Annotated in this window: 13 protein-coding genes; 7 read left to right on the plus strand and 6 right to left on the minus strand. The window is 71.0% G+C overall.

The features are described from left to right. Positions 1-61: 61 nt before the first annotated feature. From BO226_RS10600 to BO226_RS10620, 5 genes are all read right to left on the minus strand, one after another. Positions 62-910: a hypothetical protein gene (locus BO226_RS10600; RefSeq protein WP_071935187.1), complete on the minus strand. Its 849-nt coding sequence runs from the start codon at positions 908-910 to the stop codon at positions 62-64. A gap of 3 nt (positions 911-913) precedes the next feature. After that, a complete protein-coding gene (rsmH, locus tag BO226_RS10605) occupies positions 914-1,861 on the minus strand; it encodes a 16S rRNA (cytosine(1402)-N(4))-methyltransferase RsmH (RefSeq protein ID WP_232238118.1) in 948 nt (315 codons plus the stop codon). A gap of 383 nt (positions 1,862-2,244) precedes the next feature. Further along, positions 2,245-2,676 carry a division/cell wall cluster transcriptional repressor MraZ gene (gene mraZ, locus BO226_RS10610; RefSeq protein WP_006554148.1) on the minus strand — a complete coding sequence of 144 codons (432 nt, stop codon included), beginning with the start codon at positions 2,674-2,676 and terminating at the stop codon, positions 2,245-2,247. Between the two features lie 448 nt (positions 2,677-3,124). Continuing rightward, complete coding sequence (locus BO226_RS10615; RefSeq protein ID WP_024101274.1) at positions 3,125-3,544, minus strand: DUF3040 domain-containing protein; 420 nt, start codon at positions 3,542-3,544, stop codon at positions 3,125-3,127. A 173-nt stretch (positions 3,545-3,717) separates the two neighbouring features. Continuing rightward, positions 3,718-4,203: an SAV_6107 family HEPN domain-containing protein gene (locus BO226_RS10620; protein WP_071935188.1), complete on the minus strand. Its 486-nt coding sequence runs from the start codon at positions 4,201-4,203 to the stop codon at positions 3,718-3,720. Positions 4,204-4,526: 323 nt separating this feature from the next. On the opposite strand from BO226_RS10620, the gene BO226_RS10625 reads away from it, so the two are divergent. Genes BO226_RS10625 through BO226_RS10645 form a run of 5 tightly spaced genes read left to right on the plus strand, consistent with a single transcriptional unit; the run spans position 4,527 to position 9,547 of the window. Continuing rightward, complete coding sequence (locus BO226_RS10625; protein WP_024101276.1) at positions 4,527-5,174, plus strand: GNAT family N-acetyltransferase; 648 nt, start codon at positions 4,527-4,529, stop codon at positions 5,172-5,174. Next, complete coding sequence (locus tag BO226_RS10630) at positions 5,171-6,766, plus strand: phytoene desaturase family protein (protein ID WP_071935189.1); 1,596 nt, start codon at positions 5,171-5,173, stop codon at positions 6,764-6,766. The genes BO226_RS10625 and BO226_RS10630 overlap by 4 nt, the downstream gene beginning before the upstream one ends. Beyond that, a complete protein-coding gene (locus BO226_RS10635) occupies positions 6,763-7,641 on the plus strand; it encodes a carotenoid biosynthesis protein (protein WP_006554153.1) in 879 nt (292 codons plus the stop codon). The genes BO226_RS10630 and BO226_RS10635 overlap by 4 nt, the downstream gene beginning before the upstream one ends. Further along, positions 7,638-8,360: an LppM family (lipo)protein gene (locus tag BO226_RS10640; protein ID WP_006554154.1), complete on the plus strand. Its 723-nt coding sequence runs from the start codon at positions 7,638-7,640 to the stop codon at positions 8,358-8,360. Before BO226_RS10635 ends, BO226_RS10640 begins: the two co-directional genes overlap by 4 nt. Continuing rightward, positions 8,330-9,547, plus strand: a complete 1,218-nt coding sequence (locus tag BO226_RS10645; RefSeq protein ID WP_019289761.1) for a glycosyltransferase — start codon at positions 8,330-8,332, stop codon at positions 9,545-9,547. Before BO226_RS10640 ends, BO226_RS10645 begins: the two co-directional genes overlap by 31 nt. A 24-nt stretch (positions 9,548-9,571) precedes the next feature. Here the strand turns inward: BO226_RS10645 and metF are convergent, their stop codons facing one another. Next, positions 9,572-10,516, minus strand: a complete 945-nt coding sequence (gene metF / locus BO226_RS10650; protein ID WP_170318569.1) for a methylenetetrahydrofolate reductase [NAD(P)H] — start codon at positions 10,514-10,516, stop codon at positions 9,572-9,574. A 219-nt stretch (positions 10,517-10,735) separates the two neighbouring features. Here metF and BO226_RS10655 point away from each other — a divergent pair, with 219 nt between their 5' ends. Next, the gene (locus tag BO226_RS10655; protein WP_071935190.1) at positions 10,736-11,782 is read left to right on the plus strand and encodes a polyprenyl synthetase family protein; all 1,047 of its coding nucleotides are present in this window, start codon (positions 10,736-10,738) and stop codon (positions 11,780-11,782) included. A gap of 5 nt (positions 11,783-11,787) precedes the next feature. Continuing rightward, positions 11,788-13,320 carry a phytoene desaturase family protein gene (gene crtI, locus BO226_RS10660; RefSeq protein WP_071936414.1) on the plus strand — a complete coding sequence of 511 codons (1,533 nt, stop codon included), beginning with the start codon at positions 11,788-11,790 and terminating at the stop codon, positions 13,318-13,320. Positions 13,321-13,337: the final 17 nt, after the last annotated feature.

A 13,337-nucleotide genomic window follows, 5' to 3' on the forward strand; every position in this document is an offset into this window, starting at 1 on the left:
CCGCCGCGCGTCGCCGGGGTGGAACGTCGCTGCGGTGCACGCCGAGGGGTGGAGCGGTTGTTCACCGAGGCCCGCCCTCGGGTTCCGTCGGCACGGCCTGGACTGGTGCTTCGGGCGTCGCCTCACGGGGCGCTTCGGATTGCGGCAGTTCGCTCACGGGTACCGATTGTCCTGCCGCGGGCGGTACAGGTGCGGCACCCTCGACATCCGGCGTGGCGGCCGCGGGAGCTTCCGCCGCGGGTACCGGCACGGGAGCCGGTGCCGGTTCCTCGCCCACCGGGCGGCCGTCGGCCGATGGCGCGGCCCGACGCGTGCCCTCGGTGTCGGTGCGCGGCCGGGGTTCCTCGCTCACGTCACCGAGCGGCCGCGGGGTCTCCGCCCCAGCGCTGCCGGCCAGCGGGGTCTGGACGCGGGCGTCCTCTCGGGCGGGCGGATCCAGCGGGACCGGCGGGGCACCCTGGGCCGGAACCGGATCGCCCACCACCTGCACCGAACCGTCCGGAGCGACGACGATCCGCGCGACCTGCCCGGTGGGGATCATCCCCAGTTCCGCCGCGGCGACCGCGAGCGCGGGAGCCGACTCGGCCGTGGCGACGTCGCGCTGGAGCACCGCCCGCTTCTGGGCGAGCTCCTCGTTGAGGGACCGCGCCGCGCTGAGCTCGTAGGAGTCTTCGGTCGCCCGGGTGGTCAGCAACAGCGTCACGGCCATGCCCACGCCCAGGAGCCCGATGATGGTGGCGACGAACGGGATCCGGGTGCGGACACGTCCGGCACCCGTCGTGCGCCCGCGGGTCTGCACCTGTTCGACCCCGAGCTGCGCTGCGCGCTGCGACCGTCGCTGATAGGCACGCTGCGCTGCGGTCGATCGCCCCGGGTTCCGGCGCTGCGGGGGTGCCACCTGTACGGTCATCGGTTACCTCCTGGCGATTCGTTCTGCAGCACGCAGGCGGACGGGCGCCGAACGTGGGTTGGCCTCGATCTCGTCGTCCGTTGCCCGCTCCGCACCGCGGGTGAGGATGCGCAGTTCCGGTCCCATCCCGGGCAGTTCGACCGGAAGCCCTTCGGGACTGCGGGACTTCGCACGCGGTGTCAGTTCCTGCTTGACGACCTTGTCCTCGAGCGACTGGTAGGACATGAAGACGATCCGGCCGCCCACCGCGAGAGCGTCGAGAGCGTCGGGGATCGCGGTGCGCAACGAGTCGAGCTCCGCGTTGACCTCGACCCGCAACGCCTGGAAGGTGCGCTTGGCCGGGTGACCACCGGTACGGCGGGTCGCCGCCGGGATCGTGCGGTACAGCAGTTCGACGAGTTCGCCGCTCGTCCGGAAGGGAGTCTTGGCCCGGGTCCGCACGATCTCGGAGGCGATCCTGCCGGCGAAGCGCTCCTCGCCGTAGGTGCTCAGGATGCGAGCGAGGTCGCCGTGACTGTAGGTGTTGAGGACATCGGCCGCGGTGATGCCGGTGGTGGCATCCATCCGCATGTCGAGCGGGGCGTCCTTGGAATAGGCGAAACCGCGCTCCGCCTCGTCGAGCTGCATCGAGGACACGCCGAGATCGAACAGGGCGGCGTGGACCGAGCCGTACCGGTCGAGGCCGACGCTCTCGAGCGCGTCGGCGATCCCGTCGTAGCGGGTGTGGACGAAGTCTGTGCGGTCGGAGAACCGTGCGAGTCGCTCGCGGGCGATCGCCAGTGCGTCGGTATCACGGTCGAGGCCGACGAGCCGCAGCCTCGGGTAGATCGTCAGGAAGTGTTCGGAGTGCCCCCCGAGACCGAGTGTCGCGTCGACGTAGACCGCGCCCTCGCCGTCGGGACCGACGCTCTCGATGGCCGGACCGAGAAGGTCGACGGCGCGCTGGAGCATGACGGGCACGTGGCCGAATTCCGCCGCAGATGTCACATCGGCACCGGTGGCCTCATCCGTACCATCGACGGATTCGTGCTCGCCGTCCACCATGTGTCCTCCGGAATCCTGCTCGGGCCGCTTACGGTCTGTCGGGTACTCGTCGGGTGGACGGTGGTATGCCTCGTGCCTGCCTGTCGCTCGTCTCGATACCGTGCTCGCCGCCACGGGGGTGGATACGGAAGACGGCGAATGCCTCGAGGTCTCTGTCCGAGTCCGAAGAGACCTGACGCCGGGGAAGTGCGTCAGGGCCCTCCGGTCCGTACCTGGCGCTGGGGAAGTGCGTCAGGGCCGGCACATCGGGCAGAGGCCTCGCGGCACTCGCCGCGCAACCCGAGCCGTGGTTACAAGATGTCGCGTAGTGCTTCGTCTCTCGCTTCCGAGAAGTCTTCTTCGTGCTCGGCGAGGTAGGTCTCCCATGCCGTCGCGTCCCAGATCTCGAGGTACCTGACCGAACCGATCACCACGCAGTCCTTGGTGAGACCGGCGTACTTGCGGTGGGCTGACGACAGCGTGATCCGGCCTTGTGAGTCGGGTCGCTGCTCCTCCGTTCCCGACGCGAGACTCCGCAGGAACGCACGTGCCTGAGGGTTGCTCCGTGAGGCACTCGCAGCGCGTTCGGCCAGAGCGGCGAACTCGTCGCGAGGGAACACGGTGAGGCTGTGATCCTGCCCCTTCGTGATCATCAACCCTCCCGCCAGCTCGTCTCGGTACTTCGCCGGCAGTGTCAGCCGGCCCTTGTCGTCCAACTTCGGGGTGTAGGTACCGAGGAACACTCGGCGCCTCCCCGCTGCCGGACGGATGCTTCGCGCGACAGGACACCTTGTCCCGCCGCGCCCCACATTACCCCACTTTGCCCCACCGGAAACGGATTACTGCCGCCCGGCCGCGCGTGTTGTCGTCACATTCCCAGCTCAGAGCAGGTGGCGGAAAATGGGGACACGCGCTCGCGTGACGACGACGGATCCACCGCTGTCGGCGCCCCGACGATCCGCCCCACCGGCGGAGCGAGGGCCGAGCAATCGGCGACCAGGGAAAACACTGCGGCCGGAGCCGAGGTGGGAGGCGGTGGGGAGACGGAGATTGCGCGAGTGGGGCGCGGTAGTGGAGGGACAGAGGGGCGGAGAGGCGGACCACGCCGGGTCGGTGAAAGGTCTGCACACGAACGACGACGGCACGACCCGTGGGTCGCGCCGTCGTCGGTACACCTGATGGTCGAGGAGGTCAGTCCTGCTCGAAACGCCTCCGGAACCGCTCTTCCATGCGGTTGGTGAAGCCACCACCCGAGGACTTCTTGCCGCCGCGGGAACTTCGACCGGACTTTCCGGAACCGGAACTACCGCCCGTCGCCCCGGGAGTCGACGGCCGACGACCGCCGAGGAGCAACAAGACTCCGGCGGCGAACATCACGAGGAACCCGAGCAGACTGATGATCGGGAAGCCGCCCGGCTTGAGCGGCAGGGCAACGCCGGCGATCAGCAGCGTCAGGCCCAACACGAACAATGCGCCGGCCTGTAGCCGCCGCCGGTTCGACGCCATCCCCAACCGGCTGCCACGCACGGTCGAGGCGAACTTGGGATCCTCAGCATAGAGCGCGCTCTCGATCTGATCGAGCATGCGCTGCTCGTGCTCGGAGAGTGGCACGGTACCTCCCCCGGCACTAAACGGTGGCCACCGGATCCGTGGGGCGAATCCGGTGGGGGGCCGTCCGTACGGCCGCCTGAGTCAATAATACGAGCAGATGTCGCTGTGGACCACAAACTCCACACGTGAGTTCGATCCCGTCGTCGGCGAAGGCCCTCGTGAAGGGGCGAAAGTCACCCACCGACACCGACCTCCGGCTCTGCTTCGGCGTCGAGATAGCCCTCCACATCGTGCAGGAAGTGGCCCACCTCGTCGTAGAAGGCACCGGATTCGTCGGCTCCCACCGCCTGCGCGACCCCCGCCTCGACCGCGGTGCGGGTGGCGGAGCGATCGGCGAAGTAGTCGGCCCAGACGGCGAAGGACTCGTCGGCGCGCGCCATGAGTGCCCATGCGTTGCGCGTCGCGGGTCGGCGGGACCGGATCCCGGAGCGCAGCTCCGCGGCCGCGACCACCGCACCGGCACCGCGCAGCGCCGCCAGGTAGGCGAGGCGGAACCGCTCGCCCGGATCGCCGGCACCGGCGGCACCGGAAAGCAGATCGTCGGCCTTGCGCAGCAGCGTCGCCGCGCGCGCCGAGGTGGCATGGTCGATGCATGCGGACGGCCCGAGCGTGGGAGACGTTCGGCGCGGGCCTCGACTCGCGACCTGACCGTTGGCCATGTTCACGCACCTCCTCGGCGTGGTCTCACCACTCGCTACAACGAGCGGTATCCGGTGGCATTCCCGCCGAAACGCCGAGGAACGGAGATCACTGTCCTCGAGTGAGGCCCGACACGGACGCCGAGCGGGAGACCCCAGGGTGATCCGGGGATGTTCGCTTCCCTCGAACATCCCCGGATCACCGATGTCGAACATGCGTTCGACGTATTCAATATAGCTGGACCCACCGACAACCCGTCAAGAGAAGGCGGCCACGTCATCCCGAACGATCAGCGAGACCCGAGCACCTCCGACGCACCGCGAGCCACCCGAACGAGTCACGCATGACCACCGATCCCTGCCAGGACGCCCCGATCCTCACCGAGCTCTCCCCCGCGGACTTCCGTGCGCACCTGCCCTCGCTGCTGACCGTCTACGTCGCGGCGATGCGATATCCCCGAGGCACGGAGTACCACCGCGCGCCGATGTGGTCCGAGCATTCGGCCCGCGCGGGTTGGCAGGCGTTCGCCGCGAGCCTCCCCGAGGATCCGGACACCGTCGTCGGGATCGCGTACGGCTACCGGGGCGACACCCGCCAGTGGTGGCACCAGCAGGTGCGCGCCGGCATGCGCCATTCCGGACGGTCCCCCGAGGAGATCGATCGCGTTCTCTCCGACTACTTCGAGCTCACCGAACTGCACGTCCGACCCGACATGCAGGGACGCCGCATCGGTGAACTGCTCCTGTCGGCGCTGCTGCGGGAACGCACGGAAGCGGCCGTACTGCTGTCGACACCCGAGGTGCCGGGCGAGGACAACCGGGCGTGGCGGCTGTACCGTCGGTTCGGATTCCAGGACGTCGTCCGCCGGTTCGTCTTCACCGGCGACGCCCGCCCGTTCGCGGTCCTCGGCAGGAGCCTGCCCCTCGAGCCGGACCTCGTTCCGCACCACCATCACACGATCGGCGATCCGGACGGAAGCGGTACCCCATGAACGCCACACTCGACGTCGTCGTCGTCGGCTCGGGCCACAACGCCCTGGTCTCCGCGTGTTATCTCGCCCGCGGCGGATGGTCGGTGGAGGTTCTCGAACGCGACACCGTGCCGGGCGGCGCCGTCTCCACCGTCGAACGTTTCCCCGGATATGCCGTCGACCGCGGCTCCTCGGCGCACATCATGGTGCGCCACTCCGGGATCGTCGAGGAACTCGATCTCGCCGCCCACGGCCTGCGCTACATCGACTGCGACCCGTGGGCGTACGCGCCGCCCCCGGCGGACTTCGACCGTCCCGGCATCGTCTTCCACCGCGATCTCGACCGGACCTGCGCCTCCGTCGAGGCCGCCTGCGGACGCCGCGAGGCCGACGCGTACCGCCGCTTCGTGCAGGACTGGGGCCCGCGCAGCGCGGCGGTGATGACGTCGTTCACCCGTCCCCCGACCGGCCGGCACCTGCTGTCCTCGTTCTGGGGACTCGACGCGGGTGAGGGTGGCAGCGCCCTGTCCCGCCGGTTCCTCACCACCGGCGACAGCCTGCTCGACGAGTACTTCGACGACGAACCCCTCAAGGCGGCCCTCGCCTGGTTCGGCGCGCAGTCCGGCCCGCCCATGTCCGAACCCGGCACCGCGGCGATGGTGGGCTTCGCCGCCCTCATGCACACCCTTCCCCCGGGTCGCGCGATCGGCGGAAGCGGTGCGCTCACCCAGGCCCTGCTGTCGCGGCTGCGGTCCGATGGCGGCACGGTGACCTGCGGCGACGCCGCCACCGAGATCCGCCGGACCGGCGATCTGTGGACCGTGCGCACCGAATCGGGACGCTCGGTGCAAGCCCGCAGGGTCGTCGCCGGATGCCACGTGCTGACCACGCTGGATCTGCTCGACCGCGGCGGATACGACCGCGACCGGCTCGAGGGCTGGCGTCGCAGCATGCGGGTCGGTCCGGGCATCGGCATGGTCCTGCGCCTCGGCACCGACTCGCTGCCCCGCTACCGCGGCTGCGACGAGCCCGAATCGACGACCTCCGGTCTGCAACTGCTCGTCGACGACCGCGCCCACCTGCGCGCCGCGCACGGTGCCGCGATGGCGGGAGACCTGCCCCCGCGACCCACCGTCCTCGCGATGAGCTTCTCCGCCCTCGACCCGACGATCGCACCCGACGGCAAGCACCAGATCACGCTGTGGTCCCAGTGGCATCCGTACGCGCTGCGCGGCGGACGTCGCTGGGCGGACATCGCCGGCGCCGAGACCGACCGCATCCTCGCCGAGATGGAGACGCGCTCTCCCGGCTTCACCGCGAGCGTGGAGCACTGCCACGTGCAGACCCCCGCGGACATCGAGAGCGAACTCGGCCTGCTCGGCGGGAACGTCATGCACGTGGAGATGTCGCTGGACCAGATGTTCCTGTGGCGTCCGCTGCCGGAGCTGTCCGGCTACCGGGTGCCCGACGCGCCCGGCCTCTATCTCACCGGCGCCTCGACCCATCCCGGTGGTGGAGTCTCCGGTGCGAGCGGCCGCAACGCCGCCCGGGTCGCCCTCGCCGACGCCAAGGGCAGTCTCGTGGACCGCGTGAAGGGCTGGGTGTCGCGGTGACCGACACCCGCGTCCCCGCACCGCCCCGACCGGCCCGGTGGCGGACGGTCCTTCCGATCGTCCCGGCCGTCGCCGCGGTCCTCGCCCAGATCGCCTATCCCCTCACCGAGGGCGGCGCCCGGGACGCCGCGACCGTCGCGGTCGTCACGCTGCTCACCGCCGCCTGCCTCGTCCACGCCGCGTTGAACCGCGGCATCACCTTCGCCGTCGTCCTGTTCGTCAGCTCGGCGGGCATCGGGTATCTGTCCGAGGTGGTCGGCACGATGACCGGCTATCCCTACGGCTGCTACAGCTACGTCACCGACAGGCTCGGGCCGGCCGCACTCGACGTCCCGCTGGTGGTGCCGCTGGCGTGGTCGGCGGGCCTGTACCCCGTCTGGTGCGTAGCCTCCCGCCTCGTCCGCAACGGTCCCGGCAGGGTCGCGGCGGTCACCGTCGGCATGCTGGGCTGGGATCTCTATCTCGACCCCCAGATGGTGGCGGACGGGCACTGGTCGTGGTGCAACGCCGGCGGCCTGCCCGGGATCGAGCACATCCCGCTCACCAACTACGCGGGCTGGCTCCTCGTCGCCGCGATCATGGCGACCGTACTCGTGCTCGTCGACTCCCGCTCGGACCGTGCCGACGCGCCCCGGCACGACGCCGTGCCGATTGCGCTGTTCCTGTGGACGTGGCTCGGTTCGGCCCTCGCCCACAGCGTATTCCTCGACGCTCCCCAACTCGGCTACTCCGCGGTCTACGGGCTGGTCGTCATGGGGGTGCTGGGTCTTCCCCTGCTGGTCTCACTCGTCCGGTCGTGGCGCGCAAGCGTGTCCGGCCCCGGGCGGGACGAGGCACGACTCGCCGCGAGCGACCCGAAGAACCGACGAGGATGACCGTGCCTGGCACCATGTTCTCCGTGCAGTCGTCCATCCTGTCCGTCCGCCGTCGTGTCGTCGCGGTCGTGGGGCTCGTGCTCCTCGGCCTCCCGCTCCTCACCGGCTGCCTGCGCGTGCAGGCGACGATGGGGATCTCCTCCGACGACCGTGTGTCGGGGCAGATCGTCGCCGCGACCATCCCCGCCGACGAAAACGATCCCGGCCCCGAACTCACCGCTCCCTCGGCCCTGGCCGGGAAGGTGCGGGTGCAGGAGTACTCACAGGACGGCTACGTCGGGAGCCAGGTCTTCTTCAACGACCTCACCTTCGGCGACGTCCAGCAGCTCGCCACGATGTCCGATCAGAGCGCCGGCATGTTCCAGCTCAACCTGCAGCGCTCGGGCGATCTGGTGGCACTGAACGGACGTGTGGATCTCGAGTCCGCTCCCACCCAGGGGACCGACGTGCAGTTCACCATCGCGTTCCCCGCCCGGGTGGCGACCACCAACGGCACCCGCGAGTCGGATTCGGTCGTGACCTGGAAGATTCCGGCCGGCGAGGTGAGCACCCTCCGCGCGGAGGTGCGCTACGCCGATCCCAACACGCGCGGTTTCGCGGGCTGGGCCGGAATCATGGCCGGCGGCGCCTTCGGTGTCACGCTGATCATCGCCGGCGCGGCCTGGTTCACCCGCAATCCCGCGCCGCAGTGGTCGTCGGCGAACGGGACGCGGTCCTGACCCGCCTTCCGCGCGACCCGTCCCCCGGTCTCACGCGACTCGTCGCCGGTGGCGCTCTCGTCGCCTCCTACGGCGCGGCCGTTGCCGTCGCGAACCGGGTCTCGCTCCCTCGTCTCGTGCCGGGACCGGTGGTCGACGAGCAGGTCACCGTCGTCGTCCCCGCCCGCGACGAGGCGCCCCGCATCGCCGCGATCGTGTCCGACCTGCGGGCACAGACAGGACTGCACGCCCTGCGCGTGGTGATCCTCGACGACGACTCGTCCGACGGCACCGCCGACCTGGCCACGGCCGCGGCCGAGGGCGACGAGCGCATCACCGTCGTCCGATCGACACAGCCACCGCCCGAAGGATGGACCGGGAAGGCGGCCGCGTGCGCCGCAGCCGTCGCCCACGCCGGATCGACTACCGACAGCGGCATCGTCGTGTTCGTCGACGCGGACGTCCGGCTCGCACCCGACGCGCTCGCCGCCGCCGTCGCTCTGCTGCGCCACCAGGACGCCGCGCTCGTCTCACCGTTCCCGTACCAGCTCACCGGATCGGCGCTCGAACGGCTCGTGCAGCCCCTGCTGTTCTGGTCGTGGTTCTCGTTGCTCCCCGTCGCGGTCTCGCACCGCACCCACCGGCCGTCGATGGCGGTCGCGTGCGGACAGTTCCTCGTCTTCGACGCGCGCGCCTACGCGGCGATCGGCGGGCACGCCGCGGTCGCGGCGAGTCCCACGGAGGATCTGGATCTGGCCCGGACGCTGCGTCGCGCCGGACTGCCTACGACGGTCGCGGCCGCGGGCGGACTGGCGTCGTGCCGGATGTACGACGGAGCCCGCCCGCTGATCGGCGGTTACACCCGCTGGTTGTGGTCGGCGTTCGGATCCCCGGTGGGGGCGGCCGCGGTGGTCGCGCTGTATCTCCTCGCCTACTTCGTGCCCCCGGCCGCGGCGCTTCTCGGCGGGGGACGGACGCGACGCTGGGGCGTGGCCGGTGCCACCGCGGGCGTGACGTCACGCCTTCTCGCGCGCGTCACCGAGCGGGGAGGACGCCGACACCCGGACGCTCCGGACCGTCCCGTCGACGATCTGCTGGACGCCGCGGCGCACCCGGCATCGGTCCTGGCGGTCGGTGCGCTCACGGCGTCGTCGATCCGGGCACGGCGCAGCGGACGCGCGGCGTGGAAGGCCCGCGTCCTGCCCTGACCCCGAACCGGCGCGGGCCGGATGTCAGGCCGGCTGCACCGCGGCGGGAGCTTCGAGTTCGTAGCCGAGGCGGTCGAGCACCTCGCCGGTCGCGCGGGCGAAGTTGAGCGTGATGAAGTGCAGGCACGGCGCACCCTCGGAGATCAGCCGCTCGCACATCTCCGTCGCCACCTCGATGCCCACCTCGCGCACCGCGGCGCGGTTCTCCTCCGGACCGTCGCCTGCCGCGCGCCGCAGCCGCTCCTCGAGAACGGGCGGCAGATGCGAACCCGACAGTTCGAGGCTGCGCCGCGCCGAGCGCAGCGACGTGATGGGCATGATCTCGGGGATGATCGGCTTGAGCCCCTGCTCGGCGTCGCAGGCCACGACCCGGTCGCGCAGCCTCAGGTAGTGCTCGACGTCGAAGAACATCTGGGTGATCGAGTACTCGGCACCCGCACGGAGCTTCTGCACGAGATAGCGGGTGTCGTGATCGAGGTCCGGGGACCGGTGGTGTCCTTCGGGGAACGACGCGACGCCCACGTGGAAGTCGCCGAGCTCGCGCACCAGACGCACGAGCTCGTCGGCGTATTCGAGACCTTCGGGGTGCTTTTCCCACTCGCCGAGCGGGTTGCCCGGCGGGTCACCGCGCAGCGCGAGGATGTTGGTGATGCCGCGGTCGGCGTAGGCGCCGACCATCGCGCGCAGTTCGTCGATGCTGTGCCCGACGGCCGTGAGGTGCGCGACCGGCAGGAGGGTGGTCTCCTCGGCGAGGCGTCCGGTGACCCGGACCGTACGGTCGCGGGTGGAGCCCCCGGCGCCGTAGGTCATCGATACGAAGGCCGGGCCGAGACGTTCGAACGTCCGCACGGCGCGCCACAGTCGTCCCTCGGCCTCGGCGTCGCGAGGCGGGGAGAACTCGACGGAGAACGGAATGCGGCCCGAACGCGCGGACCCGAGACGGTCCACGATCGACGGGGTCCGAGAAATCCCGCCGTCCTCGGTTGCCCTGACGAAGTCGCTTGTCACCGGTCCAGCATAGGTGGCGCCCCCGGGGCGGTCGCTACCGGCGACGACCCGACTGTGCGGATAGGCTGGTCGCGGCACCTCCGGCTCACCCGCCTCCGAGGTGCCGTCACCCATCGACCTGGAGGTTTCGTCCTGTCTACCGGCGCCGTTCACCTGTCTGCCGAGCAGCTCCCCCATCGGGTGGAGGACTCCCTCCGGCAGTTCTTCACCTCACGCTCCGACCTGGTCGACTCGGTGGGCAATGGATACCGGCAGGCCGTCGACACGCTCGAGGCATTCGTGCTGCGCGGCGGCAAGCGGGTGCGTCCGCGTTTCGCCTGGACGGGCTGGCTCGGCGCCGGTGGTGACCCGACCGGGCCGGACGCCGAGGCCGTCCTGCAGGCGTGCTCCGCGCTCGAGCTCGTGCAGGCCGCGGCGCTCGTCCACGACGACATCATCGATGCCTCCACCATGCGCCGCGGATTCCCCACCGTGCACGTCGAGTTCACCGAGCAGCACCGGAAGGCCGGCTGGCACGGCAGGCCGGAGCAGTTCGGCGAGTCGGTCGCGATCCTGCTCGGCGACCTCGCCCTGGTCTGGGCCGACGACATGCTGCACTCGGCGGGGCTCGACCCCGCGACCGTCGCGCGCGTGGTCCCGGCCTGGACCGCGATGCGCACCGAAGTGCTCGGCGGGCAGTACCTCGACATCGCCAACGAAGTGGCGGCGGACGAATCGGTGGAGGCCGCTACGCGGGTCAACCGGTTCAAGACCGCGGCGTACACGATCGAACGCCCCCTGCACATCGGCGCTGCCCTCGCCGGCGCCGACGACGACCTCATCGCCGCATACCGCCGCTTCGGCACCGACATCGGCCTGGCGTTCCAGCTGCGCGACGACCTGCTCGGTGTCTTCGGCGACCCCGAGGTCACCGGCAAGCCTTCGGGCGACGACCTGCGCTCGGGCAAGAGGACCGTCCTGTACGCGCTGGCACTGGAGACGGCCGATGCCTCCGATCCGGCCGCGGCCGAGCTGCTGCGCACCTCGATCGGGACCGATCTGTCCGACGCGCAGGTCGAGCACCTCCGCTCGCTGCTCGTCGATCTCGGCGCGGTCGCCCGAATCGAGGACCGCATCTCGGAACTGACCGACAGCGCGTTCGAGGCGCTCGAGGCGTCCGGCGCCACCGAGGAGGGCAAGGCCCTTCTGCGCGAGTCGGCGGTCGCGGCGACGCGACGGGTGGCGTGACGGCGGTGCGGACCGTTCCCGGAGCCGACCGGGTCGTCGTGGTCGGTGCCGGTCTCGCCGGTCTGTCGGCGGCACTGTACCTGCGCGGCGCCGGTAAGGACGTCACGGTGCTCGAACGCGCCGACGACGTCGGCGGCCGGGTCGGCAGCTATCACGGCCCGGGCTACGAGATCGACAACGGCGCCACCGTGCTGACGATGCCCGAGTTGATCGACGACGCGCTCGCCGCGGTGGGCACCGACCGCAACTCCGTCCGGCCGGCCCTGCGCACCCGGCGACTGTCCCCCGCCTATCACGCGCGGTTCGCCGACGGCACCTCGATCGACGTGCACTCCGACCCCGACGCCATGGTCGCGGAGATCTCACGGGTGTGCGGTCCCGACGAGGCACGCCGCTATCTGGGGTTGCGCGCGTGGCTCGCCGACATCTTCGACGCCGAGTTCGACCGCTTCATGGACGCGAGTTTCGACTCGCCGCTCGACCTGGTCTCGTCCCCGGCGGCGCTGCGCGATCTGGCGCGTCTGCTCCGACTGGGCGGGTTCGGCAGGCTCGGCGCGCAGGTGAACCGCAGGGTCACCGACCCGCGCCTGCGCCGCGTCTTCACCTTCCAGGCGCTGTACGCGGGGGTCGCTCCGGCACGGGCCCTCGCCGTCTACGGGGCCATCGCCCACATGGACACGTCGCTGGGCGTGTACGCGGTGGACGGCGGCATGCGGTCGGTCGCCCGCGCGATGGCCGCGGCGTTCGTCGAGGCCGGCGGACGGCTCGAACTCGGCCGGGAGGTGACCTCGCTCGACCTCTCCGCCGGTCGGGTCGACGGTGTCCGCACCCGCGACGGACAGCGCTTCCCGTGCGACGCGGCCGTCCTGACCCCCGACACCCCGGTGGTCGACGGATTGCTGCCGCGCCGACGGTGCCGCCGCACGCTGGCCGCGCCGTCGGCCGTCGTGCTGCACGGGTCGATCCCCACCGGGGTGACCCGTGGCTGGGCGGCGCAACACCACCACGTGATCGATTTCGGCAGGGAGTGGGACCGCACCTTCGCGGAGATCACCCGCAGCCGCGGACGCGGCCGGCCGATGTCGGATCCCTCGCTGCTCATCACGCGACCGGCACTGTCCGATCCCGGCCTGCGATTCACCCGTGAGGGCGTCGAGCACGAACCGTTGTCGGTGCTGGCGCCATGCCCGAACCTCGACAGCGCTCCGCTCGCCTGGGCCGAGCTCGCGGCGCCCTATCGCAACGAACTGCTCGACGTCCTCGACCGCCGCGGATACGGCGGCATCACGGACGGTTTCCGCGTCGACCACATCGACACGCCGGCCACCTGGCACGCTCGTGGCATGCAGGCGGGCAGCCCGTTCTCGAGCGCTCACGTCTTCCGGCAGACGGGACCGTTCCGGCGCCGCAACCTCGATCCGGCCGTTCCCGGCGTGGTGCTCGCGGGGTCGGCGACGGTGCCGGGCGTCGGTGTCCCCACCGTGCTGTTGTCCGGAAGGCTCGCCGCCGAACGGCTCGGTGTTCCGCGAAGGCGGTGACACCGGGCGCACCACGC

This window comes from Rhodococcus sp. 2G (genome assembly GCF_001886355.1).
Lineage (GTDB): Bacteria > Actinomycetota > Actinomycetes > Mycobacteriales > Mycobacteriaceae > Rhodococcus > Rhodococcus pyridinivorans.